Origin of the sequence: Nostoc sp. UIC 10607, from assembly GCF_047228265.1 — a bacterium.
Lineage (GTDB): Bacteria > Cyanobacteriota > Cyanobacteriia > Cyanobacteriales > Nostocaceae > Nostoc > Nostoc foliaceum_A.
The window spans coordinates 23,438-40,512 of sequence record NZ_JBIQNW010000018.1; the positions used below are offsets into that span (position 1 = coordinate 23,438).

General features: G+C 42.0%; 17 protein-coding genes. 6 read left to right on the forward strand and 11 right to left on the reverse strand.

Annotated elements, in window-relative coordinates; all coding sequences use genetic code 11:
* The 3 genes from ACEYW6_RS17265 to glcD form a co-directional block, all read left to right on the forward strand.
* On the forward strand, positions 1-829 hold an 829-nt coding region (locus ACEYW6_RS17265; protein ID WP_412980669.1), incomplete at its 5' end, for a WD40 repeat domain-containing protein.
* Positions 830-834: 5 nt separating this feature from the next.
* Positions 835-1,848, forward strand: coding sequence for an AAA family ATPase (locus tag ACEYW6_RS17270; protein ID WP_412980670.1), 1,014 nt, complete (start codon positions 835-837; stop codon positions 1,846-1,848).
* An 88-nt stretch (positions 1,849-1,936) separates the two neighbouring features.
* On the forward strand, positions 1,937-3,409 hold the full coding sequence (gene glcD / locus ACEYW6_RS17275) for a glycolate oxidase subunit GlcD (protein ID WP_196511773.1): 1,473 nt from the start codon (positions 1,937-1,939) through the stop codon (positions 3,407-3,409).
* Between the two features lie 745 nt (positions 3,410-4,154).
* On the opposite strand, the gene ACEYW6_RS17280 is transcribed toward glcD, so the two are convergent.
* Positions 4,155-5,948 carry a WD40 repeat domain-containing protein gene (locus ACEYW6_RS17280; protein ID WP_412980671.1) on the reverse strand — a complete coding sequence of 598 codons (1,794 nt, stop codon included), beginning with the start codon at positions 5,946-5,948 and terminating at the stop codon, positions 4,155-4,157.
* Between the two features lie 385 nt (positions 5,949-6,333).
* Entirely contained in the window at positions 6,334-6,729 is a 396-nt protein-coding gene (locus ACEYW6_RS17285; protein ID WP_412980672.1) for a hypothetical protein, read from the reverse strand.
* 197 nt (positions 6,730-6,926) lie between these two features.
* Here ACEYW6_RS17285 and ACEYW6_RS17290 point away from each other — a divergent pair, with 197 nt between their 5' ends.
* Positions 6,927-7,910, forward strand: coding sequence for an alpha/beta hydrolase family protein (locus ACEYW6_RS17290; RefSeq protein ID WP_412980673.1), 984 nt, complete (start codon positions 6,927-6,929; stop codon positions 7,908-7,910).
* Positions 7,911-7,921: 11 nt separating this feature from the next.
* On the forward strand, positions 7,922-8,599 hold the full coding sequence (locus tag ACEYW6_RS17295; protein ID WP_412980674.1) for an SDR family oxidoreductase: 678 nt from the start codon (positions 7,922-7,924) through the stop codon (positions 8,597-8,599).
* Between the two features lies 1 nt (position 8,600).
* Here ACEYW6_RS17295 and ACEYW6_RS17300 read toward each other — a convergent pair whose 3' ends face one another.
* The 6 genes from ACEYW6_RS17300 to ACEYW6_RS17325 all read right to left on the reverse strand — a co-directional run bounded on the left by ACEYW6_RS17300 (position 8,601) and on the right by ACEYW6_RS17325 (position 14,233).
* A complete protein-coding gene (locus ACEYW6_RS17300) occupies positions 8,601-9,653 on the reverse strand; it encodes a Rieske 2Fe-2S domain-containing protein (RefSeq protein WP_412980675.1) in 1,053 nt (350 codons plus the stop codon).
* Between the two features lie 178 nt (positions 9,654-9,831).
* Entirely contained in the window at positions 9,832-10,269 is a 438-nt protein-coding gene (locus tag ACEYW6_RS17305) for a secondary thiamine-phosphate synthase enzyme YjbQ (protein ID WP_190892247.1), read from the reverse strand.
* A 106-nt stretch (positions 10,270-10,375) separates the two neighbouring features.
* A complete protein-coding gene (locus ACEYW6_RS17310) occupies positions 10,376-11,545 on the reverse strand; it encodes a pyridoxal phosphate-dependent aminotransferase (protein WP_412980676.1) in 1,170 nt (389 codons plus the stop codon).
* A 154-nt stretch (positions 11,546-11,699) separates the two neighbouring features.
* Positions 11,700-11,918, reverse strand: coding sequence for a hypothetical protein (locus ACEYW6_RS17315; RefSeq protein ID WP_412980677.1), 219 nt, complete (start codon positions 11,916-11,918; stop codon positions 11,700-11,702).
* A gap of 174 nt (positions 11,919-12,092) precedes the next feature.
* On the reverse strand, positions 12,093-13,115 hold the full coding sequence (locus ACEYW6_RS17320) for a tetratricopeptide repeat protein (protein WP_412980678.1): 1,023 nt from the start codon (positions 13,113-13,115) through the stop codon (positions 12,093-12,095).
* Between the two features lie 689 nt (positions 13,116-13,804).
* The gene (locus ACEYW6_RS17325) at positions 13,805-14,233 is read right to left on the reverse strand and encodes a COG3650 family protein (protein WP_412980679.1); all 429 of its coding nucleotides are present in this window, start codon (positions 14,231-14,233) and stop codon (positions 13,805-13,807) included.
* A 452-nt stretch (positions 14,234-14,685) separates the two neighbouring features.
* Between ACEYW6_RS17325 and ACEYW6_RS17330 the strand changes: the two genes are divergently transcribed.
* Entirely contained in the window at positions 14,686-14,883 is a 198-nt protein-coding gene (locus ACEYW6_RS17330) for a DUF2795 domain-containing protein (RefSeq protein ID WP_412980680.1), read from the forward strand.
* Positions 14,884-15,080: 197 nt separating this feature from the next.
* Here the strand turns inward: ACEYW6_RS17330 and ACEYW6_RS17335 are convergent, their stop codons facing one another.
* From ACEYW6_RS17335 to ACEYW6_RS17345, 3 genes are all read right to left on the reverse strand, one after another.
* Positions 15,081-15,509, reverse strand: a complete 429-nt coding sequence (locus ACEYW6_RS17335) for a hypothetical protein (protein WP_412980681.1) — start codon at positions 15,507-15,509, stop codon at positions 15,081-15,083.
* A gap of 72 nt (positions 15,510-15,581) precedes the next feature.
* Positions 15,582-15,809 carry a hypothetical protein gene (locus ACEYW6_RS17340; RefSeq protein ID WP_196511791.1) on the reverse strand — a complete coding sequence of 76 codons (228 nt, stop codon included), beginning with the start codon at positions 15,807-15,809 and terminating at the stop codon, positions 15,582-15,584.
* 734 nt (positions 15,810-16,543) lie between these two features.
* Positions 16,544-16,936, reverse strand: a complete 393-nt coding sequence (locus tag ACEYW6_RS17345; RefSeq protein WP_412980730.1) for an MAPEG family protein — start codon at positions 16,934-16,936, stop codon at positions 16,544-16,546.
* Between the last annotated feature and the right edge of the window lie 139 nt (positions 16,937-17,075).

Below are 17,075 nucleotides of genomic sequence, written 5' to 3' on the forward strand. Positions count from 1 at the left end.
CACCCCTGATGGCAAGCGGGTGATTTCTGCTTCAAATGACAAGACACTCAAACTCTGGAATCTGGAAACTGGGGAGGATGAGCGGACTTTTAAAGTTCATAGCGGCTCGGTATATGCAGTAGCCCTCACCCCCGATGGCAAGCGGGTGATTTCTGCTTCATCTGACAACACACTCAAACTCTGGAATCTGGAAACTGGGGAGGATGAGCGGACTTTTAATGGTCATAGCTACTCGGTAAATGCAGTAGCCTTCACTCCCGATGGTAAGCAGGTGATTTCTGCTTCATTTGACAAGGCACTCAAACTCTGGAATCTGGAAACTGGTAAGGATGAGCGGACTTTTAATGGCCATAGCGACTGGGTAACAGCAGTAGCCCTCACCCCTGATGGCAAGCGGGTGATTTCTGCTTCAAATGACAAGACACTCAAACTCTGGAATCTGGAAACTGGGGAGGATGAGCGGACTTTTAAAGTTCATAGCGGCTCGGTATATGCAGTAGCCCTCACCCCCGATGGCAAGCGGGTGATTTCTGCTTCATCTGACAACACACTCAAACTCTGGAATCTGGAAACTGGGGAGGATGAGCGGACTTTTAATGGTCATAGCTACTCGGTAACAGCAGTAGCCCTAACCCCCGATGGCAAGCGGGTGATTTCTGCTTCAAATGACAACACACTCAAACTCTGGAATCTGGAAACTGGTGAAGAAATTGCCACTTTTACAGGAGAGGCTCCATTTCCTTGCTGCGCTGTTGCAGCAGATGGGGTGACAATTGTAGCAGGGGACTCCTCAGGGAGAGTACATTTTTTAAGGTTAGAGAATGTCTAAACAATATGAACACTTCACCTCGACCCCCAACGCCAATTAATTCTCCCTCCTACCCAACAGAATTTCAACAAGTCATTCTCGAAAAAAGTCAAAACTTTGTTGGTCGCGCCTTCGTCTTCACCGCAATATCCAACTTTCTCCAGCATTGCGATCGCGGTTACTTTACCATAATTGGCGCACCCGGTAGCGGCAAAAGTGCCATCCTCGCCAAATACGTCACAGAAAATCCCCAAGTTCTCTATTACAACGCCCAACTCCCAGACAAAAATCGCGCTGAGGAATTTATTACTACTATCTCCACGCAAATTGAGACAGAAAATTTTGCGTCTCTACATTCTCTGCTTCAGCAAGTCAGCGATAAACTAGAACCCCAGCAAAAGCTTATTATTGCTATCGATGCCTTAGATGCTGTTAACCACACCAACCAAACCCCAGGCTCAAATCTCTTTTATCTTCCCAGATATCTGCCGCGTGGCGTTTATTTCCTTCTTATCCGCCGCCCATACCTGCGAAAACAATCCGGTTTGTTGATAGAAACACCTTCCGAAATTCTCGATTTAGCAGCATACCCACAACAAAACCACGAAGATATCCAAACATACATTCGGCAATACGTCAACAATGACGAAGAACTCATAGCACAGCTAACCGCCAAAAGCGAAAACAATTTCATGTATCTTAGCCAGATATTACCTACTATCTCTAAGGAGGTTGACCGACTCCCCCCTGGTTTAGAGGCTTATTATCAGCAGCATTTGCACAAGATGATTCCCCCTAATTCGCCAAGCCAAGAGAAGGAATTTAAATCATCTGTGCTGAGTGTGTTAGTGCAAGTTTCATCAGTCATATCAGCAGAAAGCATCGCTAGTACAATTGATGCTGATGAATACGATGTTGAAGAAGTTCTGGAAAATTGGCGTGAGTTTTTAACACTCCAGGAAATTGATGGAGAAATCCGCTACAGTCTTTATCATTCCAGCTTCTGGGATTTCTTAAGCAAGCAAGCAAATTTTGGTTAACAGGAAAAGAGTTTGGAGTAGAGACTAATCCCTCAAAACTTGGGGATTGTTTTAAACTCTAAGTTACTAGAGCAAACTTTAAAAAACTATGCTTGCCCAAGATAAAAAACAACGCAACTGGAAACCCATTATCAAAGCATTCGAGGCTGTCCTTGGTAAAAATGGTGTGGTGCAACGCCGCGAAGAACTCATTACCTATGAATGCGATGGTTTAACTGGTTACCGCCAACGTCCGGCTGTAGTGGTGTTACCGAGAACTACAGAACAAGTTGCAGAAATTGTAAAGATATGCAACCAATACTCTATCGCCTTCATAGCACGCGGCTCTGGCACAGGTCTATCTGGTGGCGCTTTGCCACAAAAAGACTCTGTTTTAATTGTAACTTCCTTAATGCGGCAAATCCTGAATATTGATTTGGAAAATCAGCGGGCAATTGTGCAACCAGGAGTGATTAATAGTTGGGTAACACAAGCTGTCAGTGGTGCTGGTTTTTACTATGCTCCTGACCCATCTAGTCAAATTATCTGCTCTATCGGAGGCAATATTGCTGAAAACTCTGGTGGCGTACATTGTCTCAAGTATGGCGTTACCACTAACCACGTTTTGGGATTAAAAATTGTTACACCAGAAGGGGAAATTATTGATTTAGGCGGGCAAATCCCCGAAATGCCTGGTTATGACTTAACAGGTGTGTTTGTTGGTTCTGAAGGCACTTTAGGAATTGCCACAGAAATTACTTTACGAATTCTCAAAAGTCCAGAATCAATTTGTGTCTTGTTGGCAGATTTCACCAGTATTGAAGCTGCCGGAGCAACTGTCTCTGACATCATCAGCGCCGGAATTATTCCTGGTGGGATGGAAATGATGGATAACTTCAGCATCAATGCAGTTGAAGATGTTGTTGCAACAAATTGTTATCCCCGTGATGCTACTGCTATTTTGCTAATAGAAATTGACGGTTTAGAAGTGGAAGTTGTAGGAAATAAGCAACGAGTTACTGAAATTTGTCAAAAGAATGGGGCGCGAAATGTCACTTCTGCTAGTGACCCAGAAACCCGATTAAAATTATGGAAAGGACGCAAAGCAGCTTTTGCTGCTGCTGGGCATTTAAGTCCAGATTATTATGTACAAGATGGTGTAATTCCTCGGACTCAGTTGCCTTATGTTCTGCATGAGATTAAGACATTAAGTGAACAATACGGTTATCGGGTTGCTAATGTCTTTCATGCTGGCGATGGCAATCTTCATCCGCTAATTCTTTATGATAATTCTGTGCCTGGGGCATTAGAACAAGTAGAAGAAATGGGTGGAAAAATTCTCAAACTTTGTGTCCAAGTTGGTGGTAGTATTTCTGGTGAGCATGGCATTGGTGAAGAGAAAAAGTGCTATATGCCACAGATGTTTAGCCCAGTTGATTTAGAAACGATGCAATGGGTGCGGCAAGTTTTTAATCCTAAAGGGTTAGCAAATCCTGAAAAGATATTCCCTACACCGCGTACTTGTGGTGAAGCAGCAAATGCATCGGCACTCAAGCAATTTGAAGGTGTGGAAAGATTTTAAGAGTTAGAAGTTACCTCTCGTTTCCCGGCTCTTGCCAGGGAATGCACCTATCACACGTGTCAACTTAAGCTAAAACGCTTGTCCCATATACGCTTTACCCCTCCCCTTACCAAGGCTACGGTGTACACACATCTTTGTATAAAATCAAAATCGTTGAAGATCCCCCTAAATCCCCCTTAACCGAAAAGTATTGCCTTAAAAAGGGGGACTTTGAAGGGCTTTTGCCCCCCAATTTATCGGGGGGTTGGGGGGATCAAAAGCTTGTGGGGCAATGTTAAAAGACTTGTGTGTACACTGTATTGCAGTCCTTCTGCCCTCTGACTTCTGCCTTCTTCACTTTTTAGCCTGAAGGGCTGACAAAGGGGCTAAAGCCGATGGGTCAAAAACCAATACGGTTCAGTTAAGCGCTACTGGTATAAAATTTTGGGTTTTCGAGACGCGATAAATCGCCGTCTCTACAAGTGTTTTGGTCTTATCTGAACTGTATTGGGTAAAAAACAGCCGACAATCTCAGAACAAACACTGTCAAATGGGACTACAAAAATATGTTGGTCGTCTCAAGGAATTACAGCGATCGCAGCACATACATAGTGTTTTTGGGATCGGTTTGTATGGGCAGTTATGAGTAGGTACAATGGGGTTTTAGGCTAATTTAGCTCATGATTTGATGCGTCTCACACGAATATCAAAGACTGAATAATTACGAATTACGAATTACGAATTACGAATTACGAATTACGAATTATTAACTGCGTTGCCAAATTTTAATCGTCTTATCTAAACTCCCGCTAACCAACATCTCACCGGAAGCTGTGAAGGCTAATGCTGTGACTATATTCCCATGACCTGTAAACGTACCCAGCAATTCCCCGGTTTGTAAATGCCACAATTTGATGGTTTTATCAGCACTACCGCTAGCGATAATTTGACCATCGGGACTTAATGCGATCGCATATACTCTATCTCTATGTCCTTTAAGAGTATGAAGTAATTCCCCAGTCTCCAATTGCCAAACTTTAATTGTTTGATCCCAGCTACCACTCACCAGCATTTTACCATCTGCACTAATCGCCAAGGAACGAACGATGTGAGAATGACCCATGAGGGTATGCAGTGGTTCTGCGTCCTTTAAACTTTGGATACCCGTCTGAGGTAAGGTGCGCCAGACTTTAATTTTGCGATAGCTACCTGTAACTAAAGTTTCCCCGTCTCGACTTAAAACCAGGGAATGAGCAGCTGTATCATCTAAAGAGAGTGCGATCGCAACCTGACGTTGCATCAAATCCCAAAACAGAATTTTTCTATCATCTCCGCCTGTAGCTAACATTCTGCCATCTGGGGTGAAAGCAGCGCACCGCACTACCCCATTATGTTTGTGCAAAATATCTATCAAGTCTAAAGCGCCTACGTGCCAAAGCTTAATTGTGGAATCTGCACCGCAACTCACTAAAGTCTGTCCATCTGAACTAAAAGCCAGGGAATTCACTTCATCCACCAGCCCAGATATCACCCAAGGATACTCTGATAATGTCTCTATTAATTCACCCTTGCTTAAATCCCAGAGTTTCGTCTCTCCACGACTACCACTTGCCAATATGGGTAAGGCTTTGCCATTCTTACACCCGGAACTGAAAGCTAGGCAATTGATGCCTCTGTTGTGCCCTTGCAAAGTCTGCCAGCATTCCCAATCACCAACTATACCTTTAAGGCAATGCTCTGATGGTAGAGTCTGTATTGTATCTGCGATCGCTCTCTCATTAATTAATGGCGATGTGTCTTTTTTGCCAATAAGTGATTCTAAATACCAACTCAACCCCCCTGCATATAACAAGTTACTCGGATTAATGTATATTTTTGGTTCAGTAAGTTCAATTTGATTTGCAGGTAAAAAGCCTGTAATTATGCTCTGTTTTTCGTCGTATCCTAGCTTACCTGTAGATGGATAAAACAAACACAGAAAAATTAATGCTTGGTGCTTTCTTAAATCTTCTTGAGTAACCGACCACCTAATTTTGTCTTTCTTAATACCATTAAAACTTTCTCCGTCAGCAACATAAACTTGAACACTTAGCTGAGGATTATCTTTTAGTAGATAAGAAAATTTGCTTTCGCCACACAAATTTCCCTCATCATCTAAAACCATGTTTTGCAAGGTATCACAAGATACCTTTTTTACCAACTTCCCCAAGCGTTCAGTTATCACTCGGTCAACAATATGCTCCCGCAAAAGATAATCTTCCGCTTGTCGCTGGAAGTATTTGGGGAAAGGTATCGTCCAGTCGGGAGGCTCAGGATATTCAGGCGGTGTCGGCGGCGGGTTTTTGGCGAGAACTTCTGCTTGTTGGCGAGAAACTTCTTGGAGTCTTGCCAATGGCTCGCCCCAAAAAGCCATGATTTCAGTGTGACAGCCTTTTACTTGACTTTCCAGCAAAGATAAGTCATAAGTTTTAGGCTTTTTCACACGTTGAAGGAAATCAGCTTGTTGAGCTTTAAGTAAGCTAATCCAATCCATCTGCATTCCTGCGGCAAACTCTTGCATACCTACGGTAAACTATACCAATGCAATTACTCAAGTTTATAACCTTAGTTAATTAAAAATTCAGTAATGTTAGTAGTCTAATAAAACACAGCCATTGGCAGGTTTTTCCGGGAAAGATAGAGATGGATAGCACTTAGACATTTCATGAACTGATGCAGTTGAAGTATATAGAATTAAATGATGTCAGTCAATTCTAACGGAGATGGAGAACGAGATACTGTTTCCCTAGAAACATTTATAGCCGCAAAGGAAAGTTTAATGTAAGAGGAATTTCAAAGGTTGCCGTAACGATAAGGCAACAAATACCTACACAAAAATAACCTAGTAACGATGATTCTAGGGTTTATCATCTAAAATCGGCATAAATGGTGAAGATTAGCTAATTTTAACTTTTACGTTTTGGCTGTCTGGGCGTGGTACTTACATCAGATGAGTCGCCAAAAGTATCCCTTGCCTCAATCTGTTTAATTTTCATTTGCAAGTTCAAGTCATCACTGCTAACAATTGTTTCTAGATTCGCTAATCTCCGCTCTAACAGTTCTATTTGCTGCTGTTGCAAATAGTTAGTTTTTGATTTTTGCTCATCAGAACGCCAAACAGCAACTGTACCAACAGCTGCCCCACCAATTGCAACTAAAGGAAGAATAGCACCGCTTCTAGTCACTGCTGACAGTGGGACGCAAACTCCGAGAATGGCGACTGTAATTACCCAAATTCTTGTGGTGGCAGATAATCTAACATCTTGGTATGGTTCTATATTTGTTTGAGATTTTTTAGCCATAAGTAAATCCAAAGAAAAGTTATTTGCTAGATTGACACAATTGCTTACTAAAATACTTCCTACAATTGGGTTAAATCTAATTACTTACTACAATTTATGTTATTATTGCCACCACATTATTTCATATCACTAGATCGGCATTGCTAGGAGCAGTTCTGGGCAATATAAAAATTTTCAATGACATCAGGAACAACCAGATGACAGTTCGTGCTTTTTTCCAAGCTGCTAAAGTCGAGGGTTTCCAGTCTCCTTACGATACCATCCACCTGAAAATTTTCTATCCAGTAGAGATGTCAAGGCATAAGGGAGAAAGAAATAGGGAAATTTTGCCAGTTAATTTAGAAAAGGCACCTTTTCCAGTAGTGATTTTCTTCAACGGCTTTAACTGTGATGCTCAACAATATCAATGGTTGGCAGTTAAACTCGCTGAACGTGGACTAGTGGTGATTCTCTTTAACTGGATTACGGAAATGATACCAGGAATAATTAGTCTGAATCCAGGCGTTGATTTTGAAAAGATGAAACCAACAATTTATCGTACTGTTCCCACTGCTTTGGCTTTGCCAACACTGCTAGCGAAAGTGGAACAGTTACAGTCTGAGGGTATTTTAGCTGGAATGCTTGATCTGCAACGAATAATTTTAGGTGGACACTCCGCAGGTGGTAGAGTAGCAATCGAAAATGCTGATCCCCATTTTTTCCCTCAAGTTGCAGCATCTTTTGGTTATGGTTTACACACTATGGCAACGTTATTATTGGGGTATGAAGCAGGTACTATCTTACCCTTACCAGACTCCCTACCACTTCTACTTATGGGAGGAACCTGCGATGGAGTAATTGCGAACAACAGCGATCGCTACGGTGTAAGTCCTGGAAATACTACCACCCCAGTCATCCGTACATTCCAAGAAGCAATTACTGGAGGACGAAATGATAGCTATCTGATACTTTTGGATGGGGCAAATCACTTTTCAATAGTTGATCAGCTAGACTCCACTCTAGATACACCCTTGTTGGACTTTCCCGCCACCCAACCTCAAGAAAGCTTCCGTTTGCTGATGGGTGAAATCATTAGTTTGTTTATTGACACTTATGTTCGCCATCAACCAGAAGCATCTCAGTCACTTGAGCAATTATTAAATACTGGCAATCCTCTGATAAAATCCTTTGAGCGTAAATAGTTAAATTTATTATGACAAGTACATCTTATATTTTTCTGGCTGGGGCAAGTCGCGGTGTTGGTCGAGAAATTGCTCAATATCTCACAGCGCAACAGCTAAAGGTAAGAGCACTCCTAAGAACAGCATCAGTTACTACTGAACTAGAAAAAATCGGTATTGAGGTAGTTCTAGGAGATGCCTTGAATGTTGGCGATGTAGAACGCGCAATGCTGACAGATCAACCTATTCACACCGTTATCAGTACAATTGGCGGTTTACCATCAGAGGGAGAAAGGGCAGATTACCCTGGTAATAGAAATCTGATTGATGCAGCAGTTAAAGCTGGGGTGCAAAAGTTTATTCTTATATCCTCCATTGGTGCTGGCAATAGTGTTGTTGCTCTGTCACCCCAAGTTTTAGCAGCACTGGGAACAGTTTTAGTTGAGAAAGATAAAGCTGAACAACACTTAATTGCCAGTGGACTCACCTATACAATTATCCGCCCAGGTGGACTCAAGTCAGAACCAGCAACAGGTAACGGCGTTTTGACCGAAGATCCGCACATTAGTGGTAGCATCAATCGTGCAGATGTCGCGCAGTTAGTTGGTCGCTGTTTAAATAACGAACGCACCAATAATAAAATTTTGTCAGCGGTAGACCGAAATATGCTATTTGGGCAAAGAGAATTTGCAGAATTTGGCTTGGAGTAATTTAAGCACGCCAGCGGAGTATCTGATCCTTGACAGGGTTCACAAATTCTCGTCGTTCAGCGACAGACCGAGCATACTCCCGCTTTAACTGGTAGTACCACTGCGCCTGCATATCTGAGTCTTTAATCAGCCGTAGCACAGGATTATATTTAAGGCCAATCTGCTGTTTTTCCACAACCGTTCGGTCTTGACCAAGGAAAGTCCGCGCCAGCACATGTAGCAGTGGCTTGAAAAATCCCACCCAAGGAAGTGTCGAGTAAAGAACAAAATTTACCTCAGTTTCTGTGTCTGAAATAGGTGTAACTGCCGTTAAATTAACGACTCGATGCTTGCCAATTGTGGTTTCTTCTATTCTGACTCCAGGTAAACGAAAAGAAATCTCCGTTTCTGGCACACCACCGCCAATCAGCAAGTATAATCTACCCCCATTCGCTGGCAATCGGTGTCGTCGCATCGTGAAGCCGTAAGGCGAAGCATCGAATTGCTTCACTTCTTCATGCAGTTGCTCACTTCGCCACCACCAAGCGCGATGAACGTAGGGTGAATGAGCAGGGTCCATCAGACCTACCACTGCATGATCCACAAAACAGGGGAATCTCATCACCTCTATAAACTGGGGTGAACGCTCATCAAACCCTGGAATTACCGGAATCTCCATCTCAGAAGCAGGTTTAGAATTATCGGGATCAGCCATATATATCCAGATATTTCCTTGGGCTTCCCGGACTTCATAGGAATGTACGTCAAAGCGCCTCAAATCCATTTGCTGCTCCTCTACAAGAGAAGGTATCGCAGTACAGCGCCCAGCCGGATCAAAACGCCAACCGTGATAGCAGCATTCCACCTCCTGCCCATCGAATCTACCACAACTCAAGGGCACACCACGATGGGGACAAATGTCCGTCATTGCAGAAACTTTGCCATCCTGGCTGCGAACTAGCAGCACTGGTTCTCCCAAGAAAATGCGGCTGATCATCATACCTGGCTTGATCTGATTACTAGGCAGAGCATAGTACCAAGTATTACGTAATACAAAGTTATCGTTATTTTTCATAACTAATTGCGTCTGCCTTTGACACAACGAAAGTCTTGGTTTGTGGAAAGGAAGGTTATGCTGAGAAACATTCTTTCTTTAATTGCTGTAGGTAAATTCAACTGATCCGCTTGTTGGTCGTGTTCGTAATTCTCTCAGATTTGGGTTGTTCTGGGAGGATTGCAGGTGTGAAGTTGCATTATTCGCCAGAAATTTGGACAAATACCGTTCTTTTGCGCGGCCCATCCAACTCAAAAAACAACACAGATTGCCAAGTTCCCAAAGCTAATTTACCATCCACAATGGGAATTATCTCACTCGTGGTCAGCATCATTGCCATTAAGTGAGAGTGAGCATTAATCGGCTCATCTTCCGGGACATCTCTTAAATGCAAGTCATTATGCAAATAGCTGTCTGATTCCGGTGCTAATTTTTGCAAGAACACTTTTATATCTTCTAACAATCTGACTTCATTCTCGTTGATGGCTAAAGCTGTTGTTGTGTGTCGAGAAAATACTAAAACTTGTCCATTTTTAATTGATGTTGAAGCAATAAAATCTTTGATTTGTGGCGTGATATTATGAATATTAATTTTTGGTTCAGTTTCAATTTCAATTAACTTATTAATAATTGGCATCTCTGGAATTTGATATTTGGGATTGCGGACGAGGTACGTTAACACAGTCTAACGCCCTCATAAATTAAATATAAACTCTTAACTCCTAACTCCTAACTCCTAACTCCTAACTCCTAACGATAGTTTCCAAACCTTGCACTAATCTTTCTATACCTTCTTTTACCGTCTCTTTTTGCAGCGCACCATAGGCAATGCGTAGGTAGCATCCGTCATCTATGCCAAAGGTTGTACCTGGAATGACTGCTACTTTATGTTCCTGGATTAGTCTTTTAACTAATTCAAAAGCATCCATCTGAGTATTAACTTTGAGGAAAAAATAGAAAGCGCCATTGGCGGGTATAATGCTACATAAATCTTGTAGACGGTTAAGGGAGTTGAGTACTACTTGCCGCACTTGAGCAATCGCACCTATATTACTCTCCAAATACTCCGCTTTTGCTTGCAATGCCCCTAAAGCTGCATATTGGGAAATTACTGGCGGACAAATCAAAATTGTATCCTGGACTTTTTTGATGGCGACAAACAAGTGTTTGGGAATCACCATGTAGCCAATGCGCCAACTGGCAAAACCGTATGCTTTGGAAAGGCTAAAGAGAGAAATGGTGTACTCGCTACTACTCTCAAATGCAGCAGGGGAAACGTGTTTTACCCCGTTATAGGTAAAGTATTCATAGGCTTCATCGCTGATGTGGTAAATGCCATGATCGCCACAAATTTGATTTACTTGGTGCAATGCTGCTTTTGAATAGACAACTCCAGTCGGATTATTTGGTGAAATTGTCACCACAGCCCGTGTCTTGGGAGTAATTGCTTGAGCGATCGCTTCTGGGCGCAATTGGTAATTTTCATCCGTCGCCACTAACACCGGATGACAACCAGCCATTGCGATCGCCATTTCGTGGTTGAAATAGTAGGGCGTATTTAGAATAATCTCATCGCCTGGGTTAGTGATCGCAAGAATGGCATTCATAAATCCCATATTGCTCCCCGCTGTCACGACGATGCAGTTTTCCCCATTGATTTCAATACCGTTAAAGGCTTGCAATTTCTCTGCAAGTGCTGTCAGCAGCGGGGGAATTCCTTCAACTGATTTGTATAAATTATTAGCAGGCTCGGCTAAGAATTTGGGTAAAAGTTCTATCGCTTCCGGTGGCGGATTGTAATAAACAACACCCTGTCCTAAAGAGATTGTTCCAGGAGAGTTTTTAATCAGTTCCCCAACCATAGGAATAATTGGCGACTGTACCGCCTGCATACGAGAGGTTAGGGATTCCATATTTCTTTACCTATCTACTTGGCTTTAGTATCTCTTATATAGGGGAGCAACCGACTAGTACAGCTTGGTGAAAATAAACTACTCCCACACTGTATGCTTGCAACAATGTGGGAGTATGTGACCAAAATGATTAGCCTGATTTGCGATTACTCATTTAGTCAATCGAAATCTGTTGAGGCCCACTTGCTTTGCCATTGTGTCCGTCTGTTGCGGTGCTGGTGTAACTATTGGAGCGGATCTGTTGATCCAGCCAGCTTTTTACAGGATCGTCTGCAAGATTGAGCCGAAGCACACCAGAGAAGAACCCACCCACAAATGAGACTGGATGCTGGATAAATTCTCTGAATATAGGTGACAATTCATCAATGAACATTTAAAAGACTCCTGGCGGTGCCGTAACAAATTATTACTTCTTAATTGATCGTAACCTGTTGAGCAATATCTGGATGACGGTAACGAAGTTGCTAACTTTTTGAGCTTCAACTCGCACAAAAAAATTCCCCATTTCTTCTTAAAGAAGTGGGGAATCCGAGTCTGCTGCATCAAACTACAGAGAATCTATAAACTGCTGTACTTTTTCTAGGAGTGGCTGATGTTCGATTTGCTCTGCTAACTCTTGGGCGTTTTGGTAGCACGATCGCGCCATTTTTTTGCGTTTCGTTGTAGCGTAAAGGCTTCCCATATTCAGCAAAGTCGAAATTTCTCCAAGGCCATCGCCTAGTTGTTGATAAATCGCAATGGCTTGCTTATAGAACTTCATTGCTTGCCGATGCTCTGCCAGAGTGCTATAGGTAAAACCAATGTTATGAAGAGTTGTTGCCTCACCGGAGCGATCGCTGATTGCTCGACGTGTCAAAAGAACTTGATAGTAAAGCAATAACGCTTGTTTCGGTTTTCCTAAATCGCTATAGATTGAGGCAATATTGTTCAAAGTGGTTGCTTCACCAACCAAGTTCTTGACAGCTCGTTGAATTGGAAGGGCTGCTTGAAAAAATTCTAGAGCTTCCTCAAACTTGCCTAAGACGTTGTAAGCAAACCCAATGCCATTTAGGGTTGTTGCTTCACCAGAAAAGTCACCTAACAATCGCCGCATCCTCAAAATTTGGTGTTGTAGCAACAGTGCCCGTTTTGGTTCTCCCAATCGGGTATAAATTAGGGCTACATCATTAAGAGTAGAAATTTCACTTTGAGTATCTTGCGATCGCCTAAAGATTGGTAGTGCTTGGTCAAAATATTCTAACGCCTGCGAAAAGCGTCCAAGACGACTGTAGGTAGAACCCAGATTGCTAAGTGCAGTTGCTTGTGCTGGCGCGTTGCCAATTTCAACAGCAACCGAAAGCGCCTGATGAAAGCGCTCTAATGCTCTTTGAGGTTGCCAGCAACTGAGGTGAGCTAAACCAAGGTCGTTTAATGTATAACCTTCTCTGGCTCGGTCTGGAATTGATCTAGCCAAGTGTAAATTCTTGGTTGCAAGATCGAGAGACTCTTGGAATTTCCCCCGCTGGTAGTAGCGGCTTGCTTCATCACGACGTTGTTCCCACTCTTTGACTCGATTTAAAGATTGCGTCATCTGACCTCAGTTGCATTCTGCGATAAATAGGCAGGACATCTTTTAGGAATGAACCTCTCTTAGGTTTCCCAAATTTTAACCTTTATCTTCTACCTTTAGATATAAGACGTAAAGGGAGAAGTATGGTATTGTTTCATACTTACAGGTATAACAATGACGCAATTGATACAAAAAACATAATAGGGGCAGACATCTGTGCGTCCCTAGGAAATACCTATATTTCAAGTAATTGAAAGGCTCAGACTACCAACTTTTTAGAGAAGTCGGCAATTTTATTGTTATGTGTTGGGTGTGGACAAATCGAGGCAAGCTTTGTATATTTTGGCTGAAAACTGAGTTTTTAATTTAAAAAGCCCTGAAAAAAATTCAGGGCTTTGTTTTATATGCGGTTTATTAAATGCCAGCTAAAAATCTTTGCCAGCGCTTTCTATACACATAATCATCGCTCAATCGCTTGCTTAAAAATAGCGCGTAACTACCCAATTTTTACCCATATTACCTGGGTATCCCCTTAACAATTTCTTTAGATTTCCACACACCTCTATCGTGAAATCACTTATCTTCAGCTTACGTAATTCCTGTTAATGCATTTTTTACCGAGAAAATGGGTTTAAAGCCCCGTGCTTCTAGCACGGCTTTTATTTAACTTCCGAATCATTTGATTAACGGTCAGTTCTTGCATCAGGGCATCATTTTTTCTCAGCGCAACCTTCTAAAATTTTATTCTCCAAGATAAAAATTGCCGAGTAGGGATACTCTTGATCTGACATACCGTCGCTACAGGCATCGACTTTTTTGATGATTAAGATATTGTTGCCTTTGCCCTTAAGTCGATAGACCCGCACTAGGTCTGCGGGACGCGCCTCTGCTTTCAAGGGTGCAACATAAGAGAAGGTTTGCTTTTTTACATCTGGTGAAGAGTAGACAATTCCCCTCTTGCTCACAGTAACACTCCAAAAAGGTTCTGTACCCCTAGCGATGAATTCTTGATTACTAGCAGTCTCTGCAACAACAAGACTATTCCTAGTAATAGATGATTCATTGGCATTACTGGGACTGTTCGCTGGAAAGCTAGCGCCAAATAAGAGCAGAGCAACACAACAGGTAAAAGTTTTCATATATCGAGGTATAGGCTTTACTTTGTATGTTATCGGACAACTGTAACTATACGGGACTCAAAAGGCGGGGAACGGTTCTGCTCCATTACTTTTGGCTTAAGGGGGAAAACGGGAAAGAAAAAACCTTTAACCTTGTCCCCTGAACCCAATTCCGGGTTGAAAATCGCCAAATCATACTTAAGGAGAATGAATTGACGAACAGGTATGCCTCAAGCTGGAGATGGTAGACATGGGAATTTTATGTGCCAATGAGGCGAGTAAATACCTGATTGCGGCAACGAGAAGGCTTGCCAAGGAATAAGACCCTAAATCAAATTGATTCAAAAGCACATTGGCTGAGGATAGTCTTAATTGCTTTGTAACTAACTGTTTTCAATTGTTGCCAAGACGAGTATTAAACTCAATAACCATTTTGTTGAGTAAATATACAATATTAGACATGGAGGAGAATCATGAACGCTACAGTCAATTTATCAAAATTACAAAACAATTTGAATGAAGTTAATTACCCAATCAGCAGAAATGAATTGCTGAAGTATGCGGAAGAAAAAGGTGTTGATGAGGTTGTTTTGCGAGCTTTGAAGCAATTACCTCCAAAACAGTATCAAAACTTAAATGATGTCAATAAAGCTATTGGAGGCAGCGAATAAGTGTTAGTAAAAAAATTAATACTTATTGCATCGCGTCGAGCTTGGCAATACAGAGTGACTATTTGCCTCCCAATCCTTCTCTGATAAGTACTCTTCACCTCTGGTGTGATCCGGGAAAAGGGTAAGGGGTGAATTTAAACCCTTTCCCCTTTAACCGACAAGTATTAGATTGCCGCCTAGCCGTGACATCTTATAGACTATAATGCCTCAGAAATTGGCAATGGTAGTACAGCGTTATGAGGGAAAGCCCAGAAACGACCTTCAAATATAAATAAATCCGTCCATCCATATTCGTTACACCAGTTAGTAGAAGTTGCTAAAACATCACTATCAATTTGCTGTTGGAGGCGTTCTAAACCGTACTTAATTTTGATTTTTGCCAGGAAGGGAACGCGGACTAAATCACCATCACAAGCGCGAAGTTGTAGAGATTGTTGCCATCGCTGGCCTGCTTGGAAACAAGCATTTTGGTAAGTGCTTTGTTCTTGTTCTTTGATAGTCTTAAGCTCAATTAACTCTGTTAAAGAAACAGAGCGGGACAAAATTCGGCAGCTGGGTGGGTCGCTATCTTGTTCTAGCCAGCGTTGAATAATGTCAATGAGGATTTCATGTAATTCATCTATCATAACTCTTATCTTTTTTGGTTCTGATAGCCATAGGCTAAACCTATAAAATAGATGGAGCAGACATTTTAGAGCTTATTGATTTATCCAAAAAGGAATAGATCCTTGTTTGCGCTTAAGTTTATAAATTCTCACAGGAAAATCATCATTACTCCATCCTGGCTCGATTTCATAAGCTTCAATCAGCTCACGCAAAGCCTTGTCGAGAACACTATAACTACACTCAAGGGTATCTTTAAGTTCTCCGGCAGTTTTTCCCCCGGAACGCAGCTGTTCGAGGATAATTTTGTTGATATAATTCATAAATTCTCCAGTTGTAAAATGATAAATTAACTGGATGTAGCAATAAGTTCTTGTCTCAACAGGGTGCTGATGCGTGTAAAGTTGTCTATCTGCCTCGGTTTGTCGCAATCGTTGGGTGCATTCTGAGCAATAAGACTCTTCGCCCATCGAGTACACAAGATGACCACAGTTATTACAATGCTCAGTGTTGCCCAGTTCTGGATTATGTTGCCAATGGCACTGGGAACATATAGATGTATCTGTGATTGTTTTGCTGCGTGCATCAATGGCAGCAAGGGCTTTTTCTTCTGCTTCTACAAGTTGAGTCAGCTTGTCCTGAAGAGTGTTGCTTGCTCTCCAGATTCAGTATTGAGAAATACTAAAAATTTCATCCAGGAGTAATCTAGAACACCAATTCAGTAATCCTGAACTTTTCCCCCAACCCCTCGACCTTGGCGTAAGCCTGCCATTAGATAGCGGAGCGGGGAGTTTGGCGTTTTTGATTACTGAATTGATTCTCTAGCAGAAGTTGTAATCAATCAAAAACTAATAAGATAGCTTTGACTCCAAGATACTACCCTTAGCTCGTGGCTCTGGTTCTACTAAAGGGCATATTCTGTATTTTCTGTGGGAAATTTTTGGCGTACATATCCTGAATCAACTTTTTAATCGCGCGATCGCTCAAAGCCTTTGGACACAACCTCCAAAATATAATTTATCAATTGAATTGCGATCGCTCCCTCAATGCAAATGACTTATGGTCGCACCAAAGACAGGATGATGCCAACCAGCGAACCCAGGAGTAGCACCATACCGCTGAGGGAACTAATGCCAAAGCCAAGCATCCGCTTTTCGGCAGCCTGATAATATCCCCAAGCGTAGGTAATTCGACCAACAAGCCAGATAGCACCAACAAGCGCCCCCCACAATGGGTTGACGTAGAAAGAGAACAACCATAAAGCGGGTAAGAAAAGAACTAACTGCTCTAGGGTATTTTGCTGAACACGCAGCACTCGTTCAAAGCCAGCATCTCCTGTCATTTTAGGAGGTGCTACTTTATACTTAGCTCTGGCTCTACCAACATTAATTGTGATGACCAAATAGAGCAACAGTGTCAAAGCAGTTATAAGACTAATCCAGGGCGACATATTTTCTATCCACGCGTTACCAAAAAAAGTATACTGTATCATCCATTTATCTGCTTTTTAGGCAGTATTCAAGATTTTTATTCATACTTTTTATTTCTAACGGTACAAGACAAATAACTAAAAATAGTGCAACTTAAAA

What these genes read in the sequence shown, in the direction of transcription:
- ACEYW6_RS17270 (WP_412980670.1), top strand. Translation starts at nt 835, where the DNA reads ATGAACACTTCACCTCGACCCCCAACGCCAATTAATTCTCCCTCCTAC.
- glcD (WP_196511773.1), top strand. Translation starts at nt 1,937, where the DNA reads ATGCTTGCCCAAGATAAAAAACAACGCAACTGGAAACCCATTATCAAA.
- ACEYW6_RS17280 (WP_412980671.1), bottom strand. Translation starts at nt 5,948, where the DNA reads ATGCAAGAGTTTGCCGCAGGAATGCAGATGGATTGGATTAGCTTACTT.
- ACEYW6_RS17285 (WP_412980672.1), bottom strand. Translation starts at nt 6,729, where the DNA reads ATGGCTAAAAAATCTCAAACAAATATAGAACCATACCAAGATGTTAGA.
- ACEYW6_RS17290 (WP_412980673.1), top strand. Translation starts at nt 6,927, where the DNA reads ATGACAGTTCGTGCTTTTTTCCAAGCTGCTAAAGTCGAGGGTTTCCAG.
- ACEYW6_RS17295 (WP_412980674.1), top strand. Translation starts at nt 7,922, where the DNA reads ATGACAAGTACATCTTATATTTTTCTGGCTGGGGCAAGTCGCGGTGTT.
- ACEYW6_RS17300 (WP_412980675.1), bottom strand. Translation starts at nt 9,653, where the DNA reads ATGAAAAATAACGATAACTTTGTATTACGTAATACTTGGTACTATGCT.
- ACEYW6_RS17305 (WP_190892247.1), bottom strand. Translation starts at nt 10,269, where the DNA reads ATGCCAATTATTAATAAGTTAATTGAAATTGAAACTGAACCAAAAATT.
- ACEYW6_RS17310 (WP_412980676.1), bottom strand. Translation starts at nt 11,545, where the DNA reads ATGGAATCCCTAACCTCTCGTATGCAGGCGGTACAGTCGCCAATTATT.
- ACEYW6_RS17315 (WP_412980677.1), bottom strand. Translation starts at nt 11,918, where the DNA reads ATGTTCATTGATGAATTGTCACCTATATTCAGAGAATTTATCCAGCAT.
- ACEYW6_RS17320 (WP_412980678.1), bottom strand. Translation starts at nt 13,115, where the DNA reads ATGACGCAATCTTTAAATCGAGTCAAAGAGTGGGAACAACGTCGTGAT.
- ACEYW6_RS17325 (WP_412980679.1), bottom strand. Translation starts at nt 14,233, where the DNA reads ATGAAAACTTTTACCTGTTGTGTTGCTCTGCTCTTATTTGGCGCTAGC.
- ACEYW6_RS17330 (WP_412980680.1), top strand. Translation starts at nt 14,686, where the DNA reads ATGAACGCTACAGTCAATTTATCAAAATTACAAAACAATTTGAATGAA.
- ACEYW6_RS17335 (WP_412980681.1), bottom strand. Translation starts at nt 15,509, where the DNA reads ATGATAGATGAATTACATGAAATCCTCATTGACATTATTCAACGCTGG.
- ACEYW6_RS17340 (WP_196511791.1), bottom strand. Translation starts at nt 15,809, where the DNA reads ATGAATTATATCAACAAAATTATCCTCGAACAGCTGCGTTCCGGGGGA.
- ACEYW6_RS17345 (WP_412980730.1), bottom strand. Translation starts at nt 16,936, where the DNA reads ATGTCGCCCTGGATTAGTCTTATAACTGCTTTGACACTGTTGCTCTAT.